The sequence below is a fragment of the Actinoplanes sp. NPDC023801 genome, assembly GCF_040639655.1.
Lineage (GTDB): Bacteria > Actinomycetota > Actinomycetes > Mycobacteriales > Micromonosporaceae > Actinoplanes.
Genome location: NZ_JBFAAI010000004.1, coordinates 1 through 19,926, shown reverse-complemented (window position 1 = coordinate 19,926; position 19,926 = coordinate 1). Strand labels below are relative to the sequence as shown.

Here is a 19,926-nt window from a genome sequence, read left to right as displayed (position 1 = left end):
ATCGGATCCGATTCGATCGGATCAGCATTCCCGGGGGGAACTCGCCCGTCAAGCCTCTGCCGCCATCACACCCACGTCCCCGACCTCGTCGAAGATCCGCCGGAAACGCTCGCCGGAGCGCAGGATGTGCCGGCGCATCGCGTAGGCGGCGGCGTCGGGGTCCCGCGCCGCGATCGCGGCCACGATCTGCTCGTGCTCGGCCATGGCCAGGTGGGTGACCTGGGCGTCGCGGTGCAGCCGGAAAAGATGCACGTGGCTGTGCAGGCGAGCGAGCGCCTCCCGGATGACCTCGTTTCCCGCGCTCAGCGCGACAAGATCGTGGAAAGCGGCATCGCGCAGACCGAAGGCGCCATAAGCCGTGGGCCCGGCACCGCCCTCCAGCTCCTCCATCTCGACCAGCATTCGCCGCAAGCCGTTCACCTGCTCAAGTGACGCCTGCTCCGCTGATCGGCGCGCTGCCGCTGGCTCGAGAAGCAGCCGGACCTCGAGCATGTCCTCGAAGCGGTGCCTGGTGATCTGCGGGGGAATGCGGTAGCCGGCGTGCGGCACCCGCACGACCAGGCCCTCGGCCTCCATGCGGTTGAGAGCGTCCCGGATCGGCGTCTGCGAGACCCCCAGCTCACGCGCCAGGGCGTCGATCGTGACGCGGGAGCCGGGCTCGATCCGTAGCGACATCAGCTGGCCGAGCAGGGTGTCGTAGACCTCGTCGGCCAGCCGGCCGCGAGACCGGCCCGGCGGCACCGGACCGGCCACGCCGTTTCGGTCCAGCGAGGTCATCGCTTCGTCATCCATCGCGACATGAGGTCCTTCCTGCGTCTTCGACCCCGTTGACATCAGTCACACCGCTCCGGCATTCTGACGCCCTCGGCCGGATCGTATAGGAAAAGTAGCGGACGCTCGTCATCCCGCAACCCAGTACATCGAGGCGCACTCGTGTCACCGGCCTCGGGGCGACACCCGCGAAGCGCGTCACCATGCCTCCCCGATCCAGCACCTGCGAAACGCAACGAAGCACCTGGCGAGGTTAGAGAAGTCATCACCCCCAGAAAGCAGGCAACAGAATGCGATCCCCACGGCGAATAGGACGACCTGCTCGAAAAGCATATTTGGTAGCGGCAGCCATGCTGCTGATGGGCACCACCGTGACGGCTTGCAGCGACACCGGCGACGGGGCCAGGCAGGTGAGCGCGCCCAAGGCACCGGCGACCATCCCGGAGCTCACCACCGACCCGCTGACCCTCAGCTTCATCTGGTTCGAGTGGCCCCCCGCCCAGGCGCTGGAGAAGTTCGCGAACGAGGAGTACAAGAAGGTACGCCCGAACGCGACCATCAAGGTCAACACCGTGCCGAACGCGAACTGGCACGACGCCATGTTCACCCAGTTCGCCGCGCGGAAGACCGATTTCGACATCGCGATCCTGGACTCGCAGCACATCGGCGAGGCGGTGACGAACGGCAACATCCTCGACCTCACGGACTTCGTCAAGAACAACATCGACGTCGACGCCTACGACCCGTACCTGCTGGCCGCCTACGGCCAGTTCCCCCAGGCGGAGACCGGTCAGCGCGACGAGAACGCCAGCCTGTACGGGCTGCCGCTGCTCGGCGACACCTGGACGATGATCTACCGCAAGGACCTGATCGGCGACCAGCCGCCGCAGACCTGGGACGAGATGATCTCAGCGGCCCAGAAGTGTCAGACGGACAACCCGGGCGTCAGCGGTCTGGCTTTCCACCAGGCCAACGGCTCCGACGCCGCGGCCGTCACCTACAACACGGTCAACGGCGTCTACGGCGGCAATCTGTGGGACGCCAAGGCGAAGAAGATCGAGGGTGTCCTCAACGACGCCGCCGGCCAGGAGGCGATGGACGTACTGGTCAACAGGATGAAGCCACTGACCGCCAAGGGCTCCGGCAACTGGTTCATCGACGAGGTGAACGCGGCGGTCGCGCAGGGCAAGGCCTGCATCGCGTTCAACTGGATCGCCGCGAGCGGCGGCCTGCTCGACCCGAAGCAGTCGACGCTCGGCAAGTCGAAGGAGGAGATCCTCGACAAGCTCGGCTTCGCCACCCTGCCGAAGCAGAAGACGGACCTGGTGCCTCTCGGCGGCATGGGAATGCACGTGTCGGCCTACTCGCCGGCGGCGAACCAGGCCGAGGCCCTGAACTTCATGAAGTGGTTCGAGCAGGCTGACGTCCAGAAGAAGTGGGCCGCGGCGGGCGGCGTGCCCTCGCGGACGGACGCCATCCAGTCACCCGAGTTCCTCAACGCCGGCCCGTTCAACAAGGTGTACGCCGACTCGGTTCCGCGGATGCGGGACATGTGGAACGTGCCCCAGTACGCGCGGCTGGTCGACATCGAGAACACCAGCGTCAACGCGGCTCTCAACGGCGCGAAGAAGCCGAGCGACGCGCTCAACGACATTGCCAGGGAACAGCAGGCCGTACTCGACTCCAGCGGCAAAAAGGGCGGCGGCGGGCTGTGAGTGACGCCGTTCCTCTGACGACCGACCGTCCCGGGCAGGTGGCGTCCGTGACGCCGCCGGCCCGGGGCCGGTCCCGCCGGTTGAGCGACCGCAAGCTCGCCGTAGCCTTCATCGCCCCGGCGTTGCTGCTGTTGCTCGCCATGTCGGTGTTCCCGCTGCTGTGGGCGTTGTTCCTGTCCTTCACCGACTACTCGGCCACTCGCGCAGGGTCCGGCACCTTCGTCTGGTTCGAGAACTACACCGCGGTCCTGACCTCGGCGCAGGTCCATCTCAGGGCCGTGACGACGTTGATCTACGTGGTCGGTGCGGTCGTCCTGCAGACCGTGCTCGGTTTCACCATCGCCTACCTGATCTCACGGCGTACGCACGGGCGGGGCCTGCTGACCACGCTGTTCCTGATCCCGATGATGCTGTCGCCGGTCGTGGTCGGCCTGTTCTGGCGATTCATGCTCGACGCGCAGTTCGGCGTGGTCAACAGCATGCTCGGCTCGCTCGGCCTGGAACAGGTGGAGTGGCTCACCCGGCAGCGCACGGCGCTGGTCTCCCTGATCGTGGTGGACACCTGGCAATGGACGCCTTTCATCATGCTCATCGCCCTGGCCGGCCTGACCGCGGTGCCCAAGTACCTGTACGAGGCCGCCTCGATCGACCGGGCGTCCGAGTGGTTCCGGTTCCGCACCATCACGCTTCCGCTGGTGTGGCCGCTGCTGCTCATCGCCGTGCTGTTCCGGGCCATCGAGGCCTTCCGGCTGTTCGACCTCGTCTACATCCTGACCAGCGGAGGGCCGGGGGTTTCCACCGAGACGTTGTCGTTCCACGTCTACAAGGTCGCGTTCCTGGGCTTCAACACCGGAACCGCCTCGGCGTACGGAATTCTCATGGTCGTCATCGTCATCGTCCTCACGCAGCTCTACCTGCGCTACCTGAACAAGCTCAAGGAGGACTGATGGCCGTCTCCGTGAACGAGGCCGTGCCCGCAAGTCCTGTCCGGGATCGCACGCCACCCGCGCGTGGCGTCGGCAGGGGACGGGGCCGTTCGGTGCTCGAGATCGCGCTGCTGACCGTGCTGGCCGTCGTGATGCTCTTCCCGGTGCTGTGGATGATCGAGACGTCCATCAAGGAGAATCGCGACGTCTACGCCGTACCGGCCAAATTCTTCGATTTCCAGGTCACCCTGGCCCATTACCGGGACGTCTTCGTCGCCCCCGGCGGCGGCCGATCGGACCTGTCCGTCGCCTTTCTCAACTCCCTCCTGGTCGCCGGCGCCTCCACCGTGATGGCCACGCTGCTGGGCGTCCCGGCGGCCTGGGCCTACTCACGGTTCACCCTGAAGGCCAAGAAGGACCAGCTGTTCTTCATCCTGTCCACCCGCTTCATGCCGCCCGTGGTGGTCGTGATCCCGATCTTCCTGATGTACCGCGTGGTCGGGCTCATCGACACCCCGCTCGGCCTGATCCTCATCTACACCGCCTTCAACCTGCCGTTCACGATCTGGATGGTGAAGGGATTCGTCGATGAGGTGCCAGCGGAGTACGAGGACGCCGCCATGCTCGACGGCTACACCCGCCTGCAGGCGTTCCGGAAGTTCACGCTGCCCCTGCTCGTGCCCGGCATCGCCGCGACGGCGGTGTTCGCCCTCATCTTCTCGTGGAACGAGTTCGTGTTCGCCGTCTTCCTCACCTCCAGCGACAGTGTCCGGACCGCCCCACCGGCCATCGCCGGGCTCATCGGCGGCACCACCGTGGACTGGGGTCTGGTGGCCGCCTCCTCCGTGGTTTTCGCCCTGCCGGTGCTCATCTTCGCCTACCTGGTGCGCAGGCATCTCGTCGCCGGTGTGACGCTCGGGGCGGTGCGTCGCTGATGGCCGGCATCGAGGTGACAGCGCTGCACAAGCGCTACCCGGACGGGACGGTCGCGGTGGAGCGGGTGGACCTGTCCATCGGCGACGGTGAGCTCTTCGTGATGCTCGGCCCGTCGGGTTGCGGCAAGACGACCACGCTGCGGGCCATAGCCGGCCTGGAGAGGCAGACCAGTGGCGACATCCGCATCGGTGCCACGCTGGTCAACGACCTGCCACCGGCCGAGCGCGACATCGCCATGGTGTTCCAGTTCTACGCTCTCTACCCCCATCTGCGAACCCGGGACAACCTGGCGTTCCCGCTGCGCGCCGAGGGACTTCCCAAGGCCGAGGTACGCGAACGGGTCGACGAGGCGGCGCGGCTGATGCGGCTCGGCCCGCTGCTGGATCGGCGGCCGAGCCGGCTGTCCGGCGGTGAGCAGCAGCGCGTCGCGCTTGCTCGCGCCCTGGTGCGGCGACCGCGCGCCTTCCTCATGGACGAGCCTCTCACCAACCTGGACGCCGAGTTGAGGGCGGACATGCGCACGGAGATCAAGCACCTGCAGGGCCAACTGGGGACGACGATGGTCTACGTCACCCACGACCAGGTCGAGGCGATGTCACTCGGTCACCGGATCGCCATCCTCAACAAGGGCCGCGTCGAGCAGATCGGCACGCCGCTGGAGGTCTACGACCGTCCGGCGAGCCTCTTCTGCGCAGCCTTCATCGGCTCCCCGCCGATGAACCTCATGGACGTCGAGGTGGCCGGCGGGAAGCTGCGCAGCAGGGGCGGACTTGACCTCACGCCCCCGCCGGGCCTGCCGCGCGACCGGGGCCTGGTCGCCGGTGTCCGGCCGGAGGCGCTGGAGGTCACGCCACCCGGTGCGGACCGTTCGATCCCGGCCCGCGTGGTCTCGGCGGAGTGGCTGGGCGACGAGATCATCTACGTGGTCGACCACGGCGGTCAGGGCGACGTCCGGGTCCGGATGGCTCCGACGGTCCGTTTCGCCACCGACACCCGGGTCGGCCTGCGGCACACCGGCGCTGCCCCCGCCGTCTACGACGTGCGTACGGAAGAGCTGGTGGCCTGATGGGAACCGTGGCAGCACAGGGGCTGAGCAAGTCCTTCGGCAAGGTTCAGGCCCTGGACGGGGTGACGCTGGACGTGCCGGACGGCTCGTTCTTCGTCGTGCTCGGGCCGTCCGGGGCGGGCAAGACGACGACGTTGCGAGCGATCGCCGGCCTGGAGAAGCTGGACGCCGGATCGGTGCATCTGGACGGCCGGGACGCGACCGGTGACGCCCCGGGCGACCGCGACCTGGCCATGGTCTTCCAGAACTATGCTCTCTATCCGCGGCAGACGGTGTACGAGAACATCGCTTCGCCGTTGCGAGCACGCAGGCGCTCCTCGGACGAGATCGCCGCGGCCGTCGACCGGGTGGCGGGCCTGCTGCACATCGAGCGCCTGCTGCAGCGCCGTCCCGCGCAGTTGTCGGGTGGTGAGATGCAACGGGTCGCCCTGGCCCGGGCGCTGGTCCGCAGCCCGCGCGCGTTTCTCATGGACGAGCCCCTGACCAACCTCGATCTCAAGCTGCGCGTCGAGATGCGTACCGAGCTAACCCGCATCCACCGCAGCCTCGGAGCCACCTTCGTCTACGTGACCAACGACCAGGTCGAAGCGCTGTCCATGGCCGACCAGGTCGCCATCCTCAAGGAGGGGCGGGTGCAGCAGGTCGGGACACCGGCCGAGGTGTACGAGCGGCCGGCCAACCGGTGGGTCGCCACATTCGTCGGGAGCCCGCCGATCAGCCTGCTCGCCTGCCGCGCCGAAGGAGACCGTCTGATCGGTGCGGAGGGCTGGTCGCTGCCGCGGCCCGGCTGGACCACGGCCGGGAACGGCCGTCCGCTGCTGCTGGGGCTGCGCTCGGAGGACCTGTCCGTCGAGCAGCGGGGCGACGCGTCGTTGCCCGGGGAGATCTACGGGCTCGAGCCGCTCGGTGACCGAACGGTGGTCGACGTCCGGGTGGGGACGGAGATCCTCAAGGTAAAGGCACGACCCACGATCAACGGCACACCGGGCGAGCGGCTGCTCGTCACCGTCGACCTGGATCGTGCCCACCTGTTCGACGCGAGCACCGGGCAGTCGCTGTCCTCGGCCACCCGGTAAGGAGCCCCCACGCGATGAGTGACCCGATGAACGTCCTGGCCCCCGAGCACCGGCTGCTCCGGATCGGCGACACCTGGCGCGGCGCCGCGAGCGGAGCCACCTTCACCGTCGAGAACCCGGCCACCGGCAAGGCCATCGCCGAGGTGGCGGACGCCGGTGCGGCCGACGGGCTCGCTGCTCTGGACGCGGCGAGCAAGGCGATGGCGGACTGGGCGGCGACCCCGCCGCGCAAACGGTCGGAGTTGCTGACCGCGACGTACCGGGCCCTGATCGGACGGTCCGAGGAGGTCGCCCGCCTGATCACGCTCGAGATGGGCAAGCCGCTCGCCGAGGCGCGGGCCGAGGTGGCGTACGGCGCCGAGTTCTTCCGCTGGTTCGCCGAGGAGGCGGTCCGTGTCGAAGGGCGTTACAGCACCGCGCCCGGGGGCGGCTGTCGCATCCTTACCGTACCGAAGCCGGTAGGACCGTGCGTGTTCGTGACGCCCTGGAACTTTCCGCTGGCCATGGGCACCCGCAAGATCGCTCCTGCCCTGGCCGCGGGCTGCACCACGATCACCAAACCGGCCGCGCTGACGCCTCTCACCATGCTGTTGCTGGCGCGCATCATGGAGGAGGCCGGCGTCCCCCCGGGCGTCGTCAACGTGGTGACCACCAAGCGGGCCGGCGAGGTGGTCTCGGCCCTGCTGTCCGACCGCCGGACCCGCAAACTCTCGTTCACCGGGTCGACCGAGGTCGGGCGCGGGCTGCTCCGGCAGGCCGCGGAGAACGTGTTGCGTACCTCGATGGAACTCGGGGGGAACGCGGCCCTGATCGTCTGTGCCGACGCTGACCTGGACGTCGCGGTCGACGGGGCCATGGTCGCCAAGATGCGCAACACCGGGGAGTCCTGCATCGCGGCCAACCGGATCTACGTCGAGGAGCCGGTGCGCGAGGACTTCACGGCGCGCTTCGCCGCGCGGATGGCCGCGCTTTCGGTGGGTCACGGCCTCGACGACGGCGTGGACGTCGGGGCGTTGATCGACGAGCCGTCGGTCGCCAAGGTCGCCGAACTCGTCGCCGACGCGGTCGATCGCGGTGCGCGGGTCCTGGTGGGCGGCCGGCGCCCGGACGGACCGGGCTACTTCTACCCGCCCACGGTCCTCGTCGACGTGCCGGAGGACGCGCGGATGCTGACGGAGGAGATCTTCGGCCCGGTGGCGCCGATCGTCTCGTTCACGTCCGACGACGAGGTGATGGCCAAGGCCAACGACACCGAGTACGGCCTGGCGGGCTACGTCTTCACCCGTGACCTGCAGCGGGCGATCCGGTTCGCCGAAGGGCTGGAAACGGGGATGCTCGGCGTCAACCGTGGCCTGATCTCGGATCCGTCCGCTCCGTTCGGCGGCGTGAAACAGTCCGGGATCGGCAAGGAGGGTTCGCACGAGGGGATTCTCGAGTACCTCGACTTCACCTACGCGGCGATCGACCTGCCGTGACCGGCCTGCTGTTACTCCACGACCGCCGACGTTCCAGAGAGGCACCGACATGCTTGAGACCGTCCGCGGACCGCGCCAGCTGATAGTGGGCGAAGGCGTCAGGCAGAACATCCCCCGTCTGGTGGTCGAGAGCGGCTCGCGGGTTCTCGTCGTGACCGACCGGACCCTTCTGGGGCTGCCGGCCGTGGCCGAGATCGTCGCCGCCGTCCGGGACAGGGTGGACGCTGTCGAGGTCTTCGCCGAAGCGACTCCCGACGTGCCGCTGCGCGACGTGGCCCTGGCCGTCTCGGCGGCCACCGCAGTGGACGCCGACGTGATCCTGGCCATCGGCGGCGGCACGGTCATCGACCTGGCCAAGATGGTCGGCGTGATCCGGCGCCACGGCGGGACGCCGGGCGACTACTACGGCGAGTCGAAGGTGCCCGGCCCGACGATTCCGCTCGTCGCGGTCCCGACGACGTCAGGCACCGGCTCCGAGCTCACCCCCGTCTCGGTGCTGACCGACCCGGACCGCGCACTGAAGGTGGGGGTCTCGAGCGTCCACATCGTGCCCGACTTCGCCGTCGTCGACCCCGAACTCACCTACAGCTGTCCCCCGACGGTCACCGCCCACTCCGGCATCGACGCGTTCTGCCACGCGGTGGAGAGCTACACCGCGCGGCCCCGGCCCCACGGGCCGCGCGACCCGGTGGAGCAGGTTTTCCTCGGCCGCAACCGGACCACCGACCACTACGCGCTGCTGGCCGCGGAGCGGATCGCCCGCAGCTTGCGCCGAGCCGTCCGGGACGGAGGCGACAAGGATGCTCGCGCCGACATGTCGTACGGGTCCATGCTCGCCGGGATTGCCTTCTCCCACGCCGGCAACGCGGCCCCGCACGCCCTCCAGTACCCGATCGGCGCGGCGACGCACACGCCGCACGGCCTGGGTGTCGGGCTGCTCCTGCCCTACGCGCTCGACGCGGCCCGGCACGCCATCGGCGACCGGCTGGCCGCCCTGGCCCGGGTGTCCGGGCTGGACGTGTCCGACGCGTCGGACGCCGAGGCCGCGGAGGCCTTCCTCACCTGGCTCGACCAGCTCCTGGCCGACATCGGCATCCCCGCCACCCTGGCCGACATCGGCGTGGCGCGCGCCGACCTCCCCCGCTTCGCGGAAATGGCCGGTGGCGTCACCCGCCTGATCCAGAACCATCCGGGCCCGACCGACACCGCCAGCCTGACCGCGATCCTCGAAGCCGCCTGGACCGGCGACCGGAAACGCAACGTCCTGTCATCGATCAGAATCCCGTGACCCGGCCTTCACCTGTGGAGCAGCCGCTCGGTGAGACGCTGAGCGCCGATTCAGATCCCGGAACAGGAGCGGCAGGCATCCACGCCGTCGACGGTGACCTGTGGGTACTGGCTGTCGAACCCGCCCGCCACCACCACGAAACGCACTCTGGTCCGGCTTGCGCAGCTGCGCCGGCGCATCGAACACAATTACCGCGAAGTCCAACCGGCCTCGGGCTGGACCATTTCGAAGACCGTCCCTGGTCAGCGCGGCGCACGCCTTCCTGACCCTGCAACGCCTGAACCCAGAAACGATTGCGCCGGAATGACGCTCTACGCCGTACGCCGACGCCTGCAACACCTGCTCGCCGCCCTCATCGAGACCTGCCCGACCTGCCAAACTGTCGGCTCCGCCTGAAAACTGACCACGTGGTTCCGCGTGAATCGGGACCACCTCGTGAAGCATCGAGCCGCCGTGCCCCACGCTGCCCGCCGCCAGGGCGGTCAGGGGCCGAACCGATCGGCATTCGACTGAGGCGCCTCCAGGTCAGGCAAGGCGGCACGGACCGGGGTGGCGTGGCGGAAGCCGATTCATGGTGATGTTCATGGAAGTCGGATCCGGCGACGGCTGCCGGACAGCCGCCGTGATGGGCGGCATCGGAGGGGAAGTCCGCCTCCTACGGCTCTGCCAGAACCAGGACCAGCGCGACGGCCTTCCACTGGCAGGGCAAGGAGAGGCCGCCGGCAGCAGACCGGCGGCCTCTCCTTGCCACGTCGGGTCACTTCTGGAAGGTCACGGCACCCGTACGGGTATCGCCGCACCGACGGGCGGGCATGTCAGCGGCCCTCGGGTGACCCGTCGCTGACGGCCGCGCCGCCTTCGGAGGTGTCCGTGAGGTAGACGTGCTGGTGTCCGTTGCCGGCGTCGATGTTGATCTGGTCGAGCTGGGTGGCCGTAACCGACCAGGCGTTGACCGCGAGCAGCCGCTGCCGCGACGCCACCGCCAGCAGGGGGGCCTGCTGGTCGGCCGGTAGCGCGCGGGCCGCCGCGGCGGTGTCGAGCGCGACCGTGAGCTGGTTGACGGCGTTGCGCAGGCCGTTGCGCGCGATGTTGGTGGCGGTGCTGCCCGACGGGGCGTCCTTGTGCCGCTCCACCTGCTGCGCCATGATCTGCTTCCACTCGGCCAGCTGCTCGGCGGTGACCGGCCGGGTAGCCGCAGCGCCGGTGTCCGCGGCCGGCAGCCCTGACCGCAGCCCGTCCACCACCGGCTTGACCTGCTGCGAGGTGCTGCGAGCCAGCGCGGTCAACTCGACGATCTGGGTGGCGTCCCGCTTGACCTCGTCCGCGCGCAGCGAAGTGATCGCCGCGTCGGTGGCGCTGGGACTGGCCACCTGCACCCCGATGAACAGGCCTACCGCGGCAGCCGCCAGCAGCGCGACGGTCGCGCGAAGCGCCCTACCGGGCATCTGGCTGGTTGTTGGCGCCTTGGGCGTCGGCTTGGTCCACGATGGCTTGCCGGTCTTGCGCGACATCGCACACTCCTGTTCGCAGCGCACGCAACGTGCATCACACCACGACACTAATAGATCTGAATCGATAAATACTATATGTGCGCACCGAAAGTTCGGGCGAGAGCAACGAAAGCGGCTGGCCGCCCGCCTAGTCATGCTTTGTCATGATCCGCGTCGTCGGCGTCGTTTCCGTTGTGGGAACGGGGTTCGGCAGGTTGGGCATGCTCCGAGGAGATAGCTCAGCAGGAGCTGCAGGCGTCGGAGTACGGCGTAGAGGGTCATTCCGGCGCACGGGTTTTTGGGTCCAGGCGTTGCAGGGTGAGGAAGATGTGCGCCGCGGAGACGAGGGTGACGTGGTGGTGCCAGCCTTGCCAGATGCGGCCCTCGTAGTGGTCGAGACCGAGGCCGGTCCTGACTTCGGGGTAGTCGTGTTCGATGCGCCAGCGCAGTTTCGCCCAGCGGACCAGGGTGCGTTTGGCTGTCGTGGCGGGCAGGTCGAAGAGCCAGTACTCGATGGGATGCGGGCTGCCGGGTGGCCATTCGGCGATCAGCCAGGTCTCGGGCAGGTCTTCGCCGCGGTGCGCGGACACCAGGGTCCGCCCGGCCGGGCGGACGCGGGTGAACACGAAGTGCGAAGACATCAGAACCTGTCGGCCGGCACGCAGACGTGAACCGGGCCGCCAGGTTACCCGCCGGGCCCGGGCGGAGCCGGTGATGATGAGTTCGGTGAGGGTGGCCGCCGGCTGCTGGTAACGCGGTGTGGGGTGGGAACCGACGCCGGCGTACTCGCCGATCGTGCAGCTTGCCGAGGCTGGATAAGCGGTGAGTCTGCCGCTGACCTACCAGGTAGGGCAGCCCGCGTTCGGTCAGGGCGTGGCCGGTGTCCCCACCGCAGGAACTCGTCGAGCATGTCCAGGGCGAGGCGCCACTTCTCCCGGTGGGTCACGTCGTCGCTGATACCGGCTCGGCGGCGGCGGGCGTGGACGTCGGTGGTGGCCTTGGGTGAGGCGGGTCCCAGGACTCGGGCAAGAACAGCCGCCAGTCGACCGGGCAGGACGCGGTGTCGGTGACCATGCTGACGCTGACGGCGATCTGGCAGTTGGTGACCTTGCCCGCAGTGCCGGTGTACTGGCGGGCCACGCACGGCGATGCGGTGCCGCACTTGAGCAGTCCGGTGTCGTCGATCGCCCACACTGCCGGGCCGATCGCCTCGTCGGCCAGCGCGGCGATCCGTTGCCGGACCGGCTGCACCTGCCACGGACTGTTGGTCACGAAGTGGTTCAACGCCTGCTCGTGCGTGCCCTGCAACCGGGCGGCCATCGGCTGGATGGATTCACGCCACCCGTCGATCATCAAGCCCTGCAGACAGGCGGCCGCACGCTCCTGCCAGCCCGCCCCTGTCAGCGACGCGAACACGTCCGACGCGACTCCGACAGGTCATCACGCAGCCGGTCAGCCTCAGCAACGTCCATACGTCAACGACAGCAACCCATCGTTAACGGTCACTATCAACCACCCGAAAGTGACAAAGCATTACTAGTCCCCGTCGGCGAAGGCCGCGGCCACGTCACCAACCAGCGAGCCGCCCGCCTGCCGTCGCACCTCAGCTGCACGCCGGTGCCGACGACGGTGACCGCGCCAACCCGCGAGCAGCGCAATGACCGTCCAGCTGGCCACTCCGGCAACCAGCAAGCCCAACTTGCCGCTGGAGTCGACCCGCGCGGCGTCCTCGATCTCGACGACGCCGCGCGGGTCAACGAGCACCGTCAGGCGGTCCCCGACCCGGTACGAGGGGTTAGTTCCGGCGTACGTCAACGGCTCCCGCAGCACGCCTACGTCGTCACTACGCAACAGATACGTGTGCGACTTGCCCGTGACCCGATCGTCGAGGATGGTTACATCGTGCCGCACTCCGCGCTGTTCCAGCGCCAGCTCTGGAGCCATCTGCACCGAGCCCACCAGGACGAACAGCGCCGGCAGGAGAGAGAGGACCGACAGCCATGTCGCCTGGTGCAGCAGCCTGATCGCGACCGCGAAGGACAGGCAGAACACGAGACCGGCCACAATCGGAACAACGGTGGTCCCGACCACCAGATAGGCCAGTCCTGTGTTCAGCACGGCGATCGCCCCACCGAACAGCACGACCAGCACCGTCCTCAACACCGACCTGCCGGATGTCGGAAAGACCTGCGGGGGTTCGCTGAATGCCGGATTCACGGCCATGATCCTAAACGGGACCCGGCTACCGGTGCGCCAAGCGTTCTTCTTGCACACCCACGCAGAGCTATGTTCGTCCGTAGCGTCGGATCCTGGACTGCGGATCTGTCAAGAAAACGGCTCTGGCGCAGAAACGGTGGTCTGGGCCCTGTCCTGTGTGGTTGGTCGTGTGCGGGATCATGATGCTCGTGTGACGTGATCAAGACCGTGTTTCCCGGCCCGTCTGCGCTGGTCATCGACCACGTCATGGATCTCGGAGTGACGGTGCGGATCGTGGCGCGGACCCCGATGACTGCGGCCGCCTGCCCGGAATGTGGGCAGCTCAGCGAGCGGGTGCATGCCTATCACGAGCGTCGACGACTTCGCGTTGCGGCGAGGCCGCCGCTATGCCACCTTGCTGCTCGATGCGCTCACCCATCGTCGTATGGATGTGCTGCCCGACCGCACGGCCGACACTCTTCCCGCCTGGCTGCGGGAACACCCCGAAGTCACGGTGGTCTTCCGGGACGGATCAGCTTCCTACGCCGAAGCGATCCGCGACGGCGCGCCGCAGGCGATACAGGTCAGCGACCGCTGCGTTCTGGTCTCCGGCAGGTAGGTCAGCCGCAACCCGAGGTTGCGATACACCTCAAACTTCTCCTCGGGCGCAGCCTTCCGGAGTACGCCGACCATCCCGGCGACTTCGTCGAGCAGCGCAGCGATGTCATTCGGCGGACAGGTAAGCAGGGCTCTGCTCTGTGGCTTTCAGCGGGCCGGCCTGAAGTTCAGCGAGCATCATCTTCCGCTCGTTCCGGGTCTCGGCGATCCAGGTGGTCACATTGCGGGCGGTCCAGGTTGGCGGTGGAGGCACGTTGAAGGCGTACGGATCACGGGAATGCCCGTACCCCGCAGGCGGTGTCAGTGCCGTGACGGTCCCGTGTCAGAGCAGGCCGTGATGGTGGTCCACATGACGACAGCGACTACGACGAAGTTCATGCGGCGCGCGGGAACGGCCGCCCTGACCGCCACCCTGCTGACCGGAACGGCCGCCCCGGCCCAGGGCGTCGGTGTCGACCGGCCGGAGCTCCGGAAGGTGGTCCAGGAGATCGCCGGCTCCGGCTTCACCGGGGTGCAGGCCCGCGTCTCCGACGGCCGGCGCGACTGGGCGACCAGCGCCGGCGTGCGTGAGCTGGGCAAGCCGGGCGTGCCGCCGGTGAACGGCCGGTTCCGGGTGGGCAGCAGCACCAAGACGTTCATCGCGACCATCGCCCTGCAGCTGGTGGCCGAGGGCCGGATGGGCCTGGACGAGCCGGTGGCCGGCCGCTTGCCCGGGTACGGCCTCGACGAGCGGATCACCCTGCGCATGCTGCTCCAGCACACCAGCGGCGTCTTCAACTTCACCGGCGACTACGACCCCGACGGCACGCTGGTGCCGGGAATCGTCTGGTCCGGCGAGGGGTGGGTGCGGGACCGCTTCAAGACCTACGAGCCCGGAGATCTGGTACGCCTGGCGCTGTCCCACCCGCTGCGATTCGCCCCCGGCACCGACTGGAGCTACTCCAACACCAACTACGTGCTGGCCCGACTGCTGATCGAGGAGGTTACCGGCCACCCGTTCGGCGCCGAGTTGCAGCGGCGGATCCTGCGCCCGCTCGGCATGCGGCACACCGTGGCGCCGGGCACGTCGCCGGAGATCACCGGTCCGCACGCCCACGCCTACTACCGCTACGACGGCCAGACCGTCGACGTGACCCGGCAGAACCCGTCCTGGATCGGTGGCGGCGGCGACATGATCTCGACCACCGAGGACCTGCGGACGTTCATCGCCGCCCTGATGAGCGGCAAGTTGCTGCCGGCGCCGCTGCTGGCCCAGATGCGCACGCCGAACCCGAAGTTCGGTTACGGCCTGGGCCTGTTCGTGCTGGACGGCAGTACGCCGTCGCCGTTCCCGCTGCCCGCCTGCGGCGTCCCGCTCGTCACCCACAACGGCGGCGTGCAGGGGTACGCGACGATGATGTACAGCACACTCGACGGCGGCCGGACCCTGACCGCCTCGCTCACCTACGTCGACGACGTCACGATGACACAGGCCGGCGCGTTCCGCGAGGCGATGCAGACCCTCGTCGACGAGACCTTCTGCTGACTCAGAGATCGCGGCAACGGCCGATCCAAACCATCCACCCACTCGGACACGCACGGCGGGCACCTCACCCACTGGCCCTCCTCACCGGAACCATCCCGGCTTACGCCGCTCTCAGCGTCGGCCGGGCGCCGGTCGCCGGTCGTCGCCGTTGCCGCCACCAACGACGCGCCGGTCGAACCGGGGCAGGCGTCAGCCGGCCGTCAGCTGCTCGCCGGCCTGATGCACGATCTGCGCCATCCGCATGGCCGTGCCCGCCGCCCGCGGGTGCCCGGCCAGGTTCAGCAATTCGGCGAGCAGTTGCCAGAAGTCGGCCGCCTCGGGGGTCAGTACGAGCGCCGCGACGACCGCGTCGATGGCGCCCGGCAGATCACCGCTGAGGGCGCGGACCTCGCCGTCGATGCGGTGGGCGAGGTCGAACCACGGGTAGTCGTCGATCAGCTCGGCGCTGATGCGGCGCTGCTCGGCCGCGGCGGCGCCGCGTATCCGGGTGAGCGCCGAGGTGGCCGCGTCGGTCAGCTCCCGCGGGCCCACCTCCACCGGCGCCCCGTCACGGGGGCGGCGTGTACCGGGGCGGCCGTGGCCGAGCGCCGCGGTGACGGTTCGCCACGTGGGCTGCTGCCAATGCCGGGGCAGGGCCGTGCCGGTGAGCAGGTGGGGCGGGATCAGGGCCCGTTCGGTGGCGAACCGTCGCCCGTCGCGGTCGCCGTTGGCGGCCAGTTCCCTGGCGACGGAACGGGAGTAGGCGACCACCTGCGGCATCCCGGCCAGTGCGAAGGCAAACATGATCGCGTTGTGGTCGGCCACCATCTCCTCGACCTGCGAGTGCAGCGCCTGCAGGCCGAGCGGCATCTTCTCCACGGTCAGCGGCGCGCCCTGCCACAGGCACCGATGTGCGCACGTCGCGCCGGCCAGGGCGGCCAGCCATGCGTCGGCGTCGCCGGCGGTGCGGGTACGGGTGGCGGCGGCCTGCGCGCGATCGATGAGCGCCGCGACGCCCCGGCGCCCGGCCGGTGACGCCGCGGGGACCAGGCCGGTCCACGTCATCCAGGGCCGGGTCCAGTCGGCCACGGTGGTGGGGATGCGACCGCCGGCGATCAGGGCGGCCAGCCCGTCGGGGGTGTCGGCCCGCGCCGCCGCGCGGATCAGGTACGCGATGGCGATCGCGGCGGCCTCGATGTCGGGCACCTGTCCGGTGGCGGCCAGATCGACCAGATAGCGTACGGCCGCCGGCACCGCGTCGTCGGGGCGTTCGTGGACGACATACCAGAGCGCGCCCTGCAACAGGCGGTCGGCGTTGGCCGCGGTGGCATCCTGGTCGCCGGGCGACTCCTCGGCCCCGATCCACCGCACGAAGAGGTCACCCACCCACTGGCTGGGCGGGTAGTGCGCGCCGCTCATGGCGTACCCGGCCATCGGCACGCCCTCGCGCACGGCGGGGATGCAAGCCAGGAACGGCACCCCGGCCGCGAATCGCAGCCCCAGATCCTGCTCGCAGACCATGGTCAGCAGGTGGGTGATCCGGTGGCGGCGGCGCCGGTAGGTCTGCGCAGGCAGCCCGGAGGTTCGTGTGCCTCCCGCCGCTGCGAGGCCGCCGGCCAGCAGCACCTCGGCGAGCAGCGTGTCCACGACGGCGGCGATCGAAGCCGCACCGGGCACCGCGTCGATCGCGACCAGCGGTTCGCGGGCCGGTGCGGTCACGAGAAGAAGTTGACCATGGTGACGATCTCCCCGGAATTCTCCCGCGCCAGCGTGAATCCGCGCCGCAACCACTCGCGTAGCGGCCGCCGCCCGGTGCGGGTGTAGTCGGAACCGCGCTGGTGCAGCGCCACCCCGAGGTCGTCGAGGAACTTGCCCGGCTTGGCGGCGGCGCTGACCTCGCCGATCAGGGCGAACAGGTCGCGCAACTCCTGCAGGGCGTCCTGCCGTGTCCGCAGGTGACCGAGCGGCAGGTACGCCACCTCCGAACCCAGCGTGAGTTCCTCGAACACCACCAGGCCGGGCAGCGCGGGCGGATCGTCGAAGAGTTCCCGCACCATCCGGTACGCCGGGTGCCCGCCGCGGTCGATGGTCACCCACTCGCGCAGCGAGTCGTCGCCGACGGGCGTCGCCACCGGAGCGGGCTGGTCCAGCACGAAGAGCACCATCAGGTCGGCAGGAGTGTCGTCGCCGAGGGTCCCGCCGCGCACGTAATCGGCGATCGCGGTGTCGGCGGTGCCGTGGAAGGCCAGGAAGCAGAAGGCCCGCGCGTGCTCACGCAACCGCTCCAGCCGCTCGTCGTCGAAGAGGCTGTCCAGGTCCCGGATGTTGCCGCCGGAGCCTTTGCCGACCGCCCCCACTTCCTCCAGGACGAGCGCGAACGACAGCACATGCATCATGGACCCCCGACCGTCGACGACGCCCCAGCATATCGACGGCCGCCAACTCCGCGGTAGTCGGCGGCGTGCCCCTCGTGGCCGGGGTCGCGGGCAGCCCGTCCGCTGGCGTCCCGGCCGGAAACACCTTGCCCTGTTCTGACCGCTGTACCCGGGCGGAGGAAGACCGATAAGCCGAAGCGCAGCTGATTCGATAGGTCCGTGACAACTCGCGCACGTCCGGCCGGTGATTTCGACTATGAACAGCACGGCGCGGGCTACGCATCCGTACGCCGGCCGGACCGGCGGATCGCGGCTCGGGTGCAAGTGGCGCTCGGTGCCGACCGAACTGTGCTCAACGTCGGGGCGGGCGCCGGGCCCTACGAGCCGGCTGACCGTGACGTGCTGGCTGTCGAGCCGTCGGCGGCTATGCGGGCTCAACGTCCGGTCGCAGCGGCGCCCGCGGTTGACGCGGCGGCGGAGCACCTGCCGTTCGACGACGACAGCTTCGACGCAGCCATGGCGATGTTCACCGTGCACCAGTGGGGGTGACGTCGATCAGGGCCTGCGCGAGATGCGGCGGGTGAGTCGCGGGCCGGTCGTTGTGCTAACCCTCGACGTCCCGGCATTGCGGCAGTTCTGGCTGGCTGACTACATTCCCGAGATCGTGGCCGTTGAGCAGGCGCGGTTCCCGACGCTGGAGCAGGTGACAGGCGCCCTCGTCGATGGCAGTGCCGAGGTCCGCGTCGACGTGGTGCCCGTGCCCCGGGACTGCACCGACGGGTTCGGTGAGGCGTTCTACGCCCGCCCCGAGGCCGCGTCGAGGGTCGCGCGGTAGCGGCTGATCTTTACGTTCGCGCCCGCGATGCCGTGGCGCAATCGGTCGATCTCACCAGCGGTGTCGTGGGCGGCGTGCAACCAGGCCCGCCGTGATGACAGAGCCGGTGAGCCTTTCTTCGGACCTTCGACGGAAGTTCCTCATCCGGCCGCCGAGAAGGAGCGAACACAGCGACTGTCAGCGACGGTCGGCCGGCCGAAGCATTACGGCATACAGGTCACGAGAACCGGGCTCGTGGACATTGCCGTCGGAGTCCCGCCCGATCGGAGCGGACTCGCCAGTAAGCGGGAAATACCAGGCTTCCTCGACATCGGCCAGCGGAGAGCAGTCGTCTCCGCCCGCTCCGTCCCTTGCGACGACAACGACAGCCTCGTCGGGCATATTGGCCAGGATGTCCCGCAGGCCGGCGACGGTGATTGTCTCGAGGGTGAGCATCGGGTCCACTCGGGCATTCTGATCCCGTACGTATGTGTTCTCTTCGGGACTCACGTTGCCATGATGGGGTACTCGCAACGAAAAGGCAGACTTTTCAAACGAGTTCAGCTGCTTGCCGACCGGCGTACCTCCTGGGGTTGGTCAAAAGGGCGGGCGACGTTTTATCCCCCGGTCCAGAGGTACTTTGCAGCCATGGGTGAAGATGCAGGCGGCGGGCACGAATTTGTCGTAGTTGCCAACCGGCTGCCGGTCGACGAGATAACTGACGGCGATGGGCCGAGCCGATGGGAGCGCAGTCCTGGAGGGCTGGTCAGCGCTCTGCACCCGGTGGTACGTCAGAGGGGCGGCGCCTGGGTCGGGTGGACGGGCAGCGCTGGAGACGCGCCCGATGCCTTCGATGTCGACGGTATGCGGTTGTGGCCTGTGCCGCTGAGCGCCGAGGACGTCGATCGTTACTACGAAGGCCAGTCGAACGCCACCATCTGGCCGCTGTTCCACGATCTGGTCGAGCAGCCGACCCATCGCCGTGATTGGCGACAGGCCTATGAGGCGGTGAACCGCCGCTTCGCCCGAGCCGCGGCGGAAGTGGCCGCACCGGACGCGACGGTCTGGGTGCATGACTATCAGTTGCTCCTGGTGCCGGCGATGCTTCGCGAGTTGCGGCCGGACGTGCGTATCGGGTTCTTCCTGCACATCCCCTTCCCGCCGGTTGAGCTGTTCATGCAGCTACCGCGCCGCCGGGAGCTGCTGAAGGGGTTGCTCGGCGCCGACGTGGTCGGCTTCCAGGGTGCCCTGGCAGCGCAGAACTTCCTTCGCCTGACAGGGCAGCTTTTAGGACTGGAGCCGGAAGACGACCGGGTGGGGGTCGACGGACGTACCGTCGTGGCGCGAGCCTTTCCGATTTCCATCGACGTCGCCGAGGTTGATCAGTTCGCTGCCGACCCCGCGGTGCAGCAGCGTGCCCGGCAGCTACGGACCGAACTCGGCGGAGACCGGCGCCTACTGCTGGGCGTCGACCGGCTCGACTACACCAAAGGCATCGAACAGCGGCTTGAGGCCTACCATGACCTGCTCGCCGACGGAGAGATCTCCAACGACGACGTCGTGCTGGTGCAGGTGGCTACCCCCAGCCGGCAACGCATCGCGCAATATCAGCAGCTACGCGAGCGCGTCGAACGCGAGGTCGGGCGCACCAACGGTGAATTCGGCGATGTCGGCCG

The 19,926-nt window shown here is 68.9% G+C and carries 17 protein-coding genes and 3 pseudogenes; 13 read left to right on the top strand and 7 right to left on the bottom strand.

What is annotated here, in order from left to right; translation table 11 throughout:
• Positions 1–48 precede the first annotated feature (48 nt).
• Positions 49–792: a GntR family transcriptional regulator gene (locus AB0G04_RS09745; RefSeq protein WP_360979435.1), complete on the bottom strand. Its 744-nt coding sequence runs from the start codon at positions 790–792 to the stop codon at positions 49–51.
• A gap of 338 nt (positions 793–1,130) precedes the next feature.
• Between AB0G04_RS09745 and AB0G04_RS09740 the strand changes: the two genes are divergently transcribed.
• From AB0G04_RS09740 to AB0G04_RS09705, 8 genes and pseudogenes are all read left to right on the top strand, one after another.
• Positions 1,131–2,486, top strand: coding sequence for an extracellular solute-binding protein (locus tag AB0G04_RS09740; protein ID WP_360979432.1), 1,356 nt, complete (start codon positions 1,131–1,133; stop codon positions 2,484–2,486).
• 47 nt (positions 2,487–2,533) lie between these two features.
• On the top strand, positions 2,534–3,433 hold the full coding sequence (locus AB0G04_RS09735; protein ID WP_360979429.1) for a sugar ABC transporter permease: 900 nt from the start codon (positions 2,534–2,536) through the stop codon (positions 3,431–3,433).
• Complete coding sequence (locus tag AB0G04_RS09730) at positions 3,433–4,347, top strand: carbohydrate ABC transporter permease (RefSeq protein WP_360979426.1); 915 nt, start codon at positions 3,433–3,435, stop codon at positions 4,345–4,347. Before AB0G04_RS09735 ends, AB0G04_RS09730 begins: the two co-directional genes overlap by 1 nt.
• Entirely contained in the window at positions 4,347–5,414 is a 1,068-nt protein-coding gene (locus AB0G04_RS09725; protein WP_360979423.1) for an ATP-binding cassette domain-containing protein, read from the top strand. Before AB0G04_RS09730 ends, AB0G04_RS09725 begins: the two co-directional genes overlap by 1 nt.
• Positions 5,414–6,490 carry an ABC transporter ATP-binding protein gene (locus AB0G04_RS09720; protein WP_360979420.1) on the top strand — a complete coding sequence of 359 codons (1,077 nt, stop codon included), beginning with the start codon at positions 5,414–5,416 and terminating at the stop codon, positions 6,488–6,490. The genes AB0G04_RS09725 and AB0G04_RS09720 overlap by 1 nt, the downstream gene beginning before the upstream one ends.
• Positions 6,491–6,504: 14 nt before the next feature.
• Positions 6,505–7,965 carry an NAD-dependent succinate-semialdehyde dehydrogenase gene (locus tag AB0G04_RS09715; RefSeq protein WP_360979417.1) on the top strand — a complete coding sequence of 487 codons (1,461 nt, stop codon included), beginning with the start codon at positions 6,505–6,507 and terminating at the stop codon, positions 7,963–7,965.
• A 49-nt stretch (positions 7,966–8,014) separates the two neighbouring features.
• Positions 8,015–9,253 carry an iron-containing alcohol dehydrogenase gene (locus AB0G04_RS09710; protein WP_360979414.1) on the top strand — a complete coding sequence of 413 codons (1,239 nt, stop codon included), beginning with the start codon at positions 8,015–8,017 and terminating at the stop codon, positions 9,251–9,253.
• A gap of 105 nt (positions 9,254–9,358) precedes the next feature.
• Positions 9,359–9,560: pseudogene (locus AB0G04_RS09705) on the top strand (IS701 family transposase); the annotation flags it as partial.
• Positions 9,561–10,068: 508 nt separating this feature from the next.
• Here the strand turns inward: AB0G04_RS09705 and AB0G04_RS09700 are convergent.
• From AB0G04_RS09700 to AB0G04_RS09690, 3 genes and pseudogenes are all read right to left on the bottom strand, one after another.
• Entirely contained in the window at positions 10,069–10,764 is a 696-nt protein-coding gene (locus tag AB0G04_RS09700; RefSeq protein WP_360979411.1) for a hypothetical protein, read from the bottom strand.
• Positions 10,765–11,021: 257 nt separating this feature from the next.
• Positions 11,022–12,215: pseudogene (locus tag AB0G04_RS09695) on the bottom strand (transposase).
• Positions 12,216–12,279: 64 nt separating this feature from the next.
• On the bottom strand, positions 12,280–12,960 hold the full coding sequence (locus tag AB0G04_RS09690) for a hypothetical protein (protein WP_360979408.1): 681 nt from the start codon (positions 12,958–12,960) through the stop codon (positions 12,280–12,282).
• A gap of 246 nt (positions 12,961–13,206) precedes the next feature.
• Between AB0G04_RS09690 and AB0G04_RS09685 the strand changes: the two are divergent.
• Together AB0G04_RS09685 and AB0G04_RS09680 are read left to right on the top strand one after the other, a co-directional pair.
• Positions 13,207–13,534: pseudogene (locus tag AB0G04_RS09685) on the top strand (transposase); the annotation flags it as partial.
• Between the two features lie 372 nt (positions 13,535–13,906).
• On the top strand, positions 13,907–15,082 hold the full coding sequence (locus AB0G04_RS09680; protein ID WP_360979405.1) for a serine hydrolase domain-containing protein: 1,176 nt from the start codon (positions 13,907–13,909) through the stop codon (positions 15,080–15,082).
• A 189-nt stretch (positions 15,083–15,271) separates the two neighbouring features.
• Here AB0G04_RS09680 and AB0G04_RS09675 read toward each other — a convergent pair whose 3' ends face one another.
• Together AB0G04_RS09675 and AB0G04_RS09670 are read right to left on the bottom strand one after the other, a co-directional pair.
• Complete coding sequence (locus AB0G04_RS09675; protein WP_360979402.1) at positions 15,272–16,780, bottom strand: hypothetical protein; 1,509 nt, start codon at positions 16,778–16,780, stop codon at positions 15,272–15,274.
• Positions 16,777–17,457: a hypothetical protein gene (locus AB0G04_RS09670; RefSeq protein WP_360979399.1), complete on the bottom strand. Its 681-nt coding sequence runs from the start codon at positions 17,455–17,457 to the stop codon at positions 16,777–16,779. The genes AB0G04_RS09675 and AB0G04_RS09670 overlap by 4 nt, the downstream gene beginning before the upstream one ends.
• Before the next feature lie 198 nt (positions 17,458–17,655).
• On the opposite strand from AB0G04_RS09670, the gene AB0G04_RS09665 reads away from it, so the two are divergent.
• Both AB0G04_RS09665 and AB0G04_RS09660 read left to right on the top strand, forming a co-directional pair.
• Complete coding sequence (locus AB0G04_RS09665) at positions 17,656–17,985, top strand: methyltransferase domain-containing protein (protein ID WP_360979396.1); 330 nt, start codon at positions 17,656–17,658, stop codon at positions 17,983–17,985.
• 31 nt (positions 17,986–18,016) lie between these two features.
• A complete protein-coding gene (locus tag AB0G04_RS09660; RefSeq protein WP_360979393.1) occupies positions 18,017–18,271 on the top strand; it encodes a hypothetical protein in 255 nt (84 codons plus the stop codon).
• 177 nt (positions 18,272–18,448) lie between these two features.
• Here the strand turns inward: AB0G04_RS09660 and AB0G04_RS09655 are convergent, their stop codons facing one another.
• Positions 18,449–18,715 carry a hypothetical protein gene (locus AB0G04_RS09655; protein WP_360979390.1) on the bottom strand — a complete coding sequence of 89 codons (267 nt, stop codon included), beginning with the start codon at positions 18,713–18,715 and terminating at the stop codon, positions 18,449–18,451.
• A 183-nt stretch (positions 18,716–18,898) separates the two neighbouring features.
• Here AB0G04_RS09655 and AB0G04_RS09650 point away from each other — a divergent pair.
• Positions 18,899–19,926, top strand: a 1,028-nt coding sequence (locus AB0G04_RS09650) for a trehalose-6-phosphate synthase (RefSeq protein WP_360979387.1), incomplete at its 3' end; no start/stop codon positions are given.

Coding starts and splice junctions, on each gene's coding strand:
- AB0G04_RS09710 (WP_360979414.1), top strand. CDS start 8,015: ATGCTTGAGACCGTCCGCGGACCGCGCCAGCTGATAGTGGGCGAAGGC.
- AB0G04_RS09715 (WP_360979417.1), top strand. CDS start 6,505: ATGAGTGACCCGATGAACGTCCTGGCCCCCGAGCACCGGCTGCTCCGG.
- AB0G04_RS09725 (WP_360979423.1), top strand. CDS start 4,347: ATGGCCGGCATCGAGGTGACAGCGCTGCACAAGCGCTACCCGGACGGG.
- AB0G04_RS09740 (WP_360979432.1), top strand. CDS start 1,131: ATGGGCACCACCGTGACGGCTTGCAGCGACACCGGCGACGGGGCCAGG.
- AB0G04_RS09700 (WP_360979411.1), bottom strand. CDS start 10,764: ATGTCGCGCAAGACCGGCAAGCCATCGTGGACCAAGCCGACGCCCAAG.
- AB0G04_RS09670 (WP_360979399.1), bottom strand. CDS start 17,457: ATGATGCATGTGCTGTCGTTCGCGCTCGTCCTGGAGGAAGTGGGGGCG.
- AB0G04_RS09680 (WP_360979405.1), top strand. CDS start 13,907: ATGACGACAGCGACTACGACGAAGTTCATGCGGCGCGCGGGAACGGCC.
- AB0G04_RS09745 (WP_360979435.1), bottom strand. CDS start 792: ATGGATGACGAAGCGATGACCTCGCTGGACCGAAACGGCGTGGCCGGT.
- AB0G04_RS09720 (WP_360979420.1), top strand. CDS start 5,414: ATGGGAACCGTGGCAGCACAGGGGCTGAGCAAGTCCTTCGGCAAGGTT.
- AB0G04_RS09730 (WP_360979426.1), top strand. CDS start 3,433: ATGGCCGTCTCCGTGAACGAGGCCGTGCCCGCAAGTCCTGTCCGGGAT.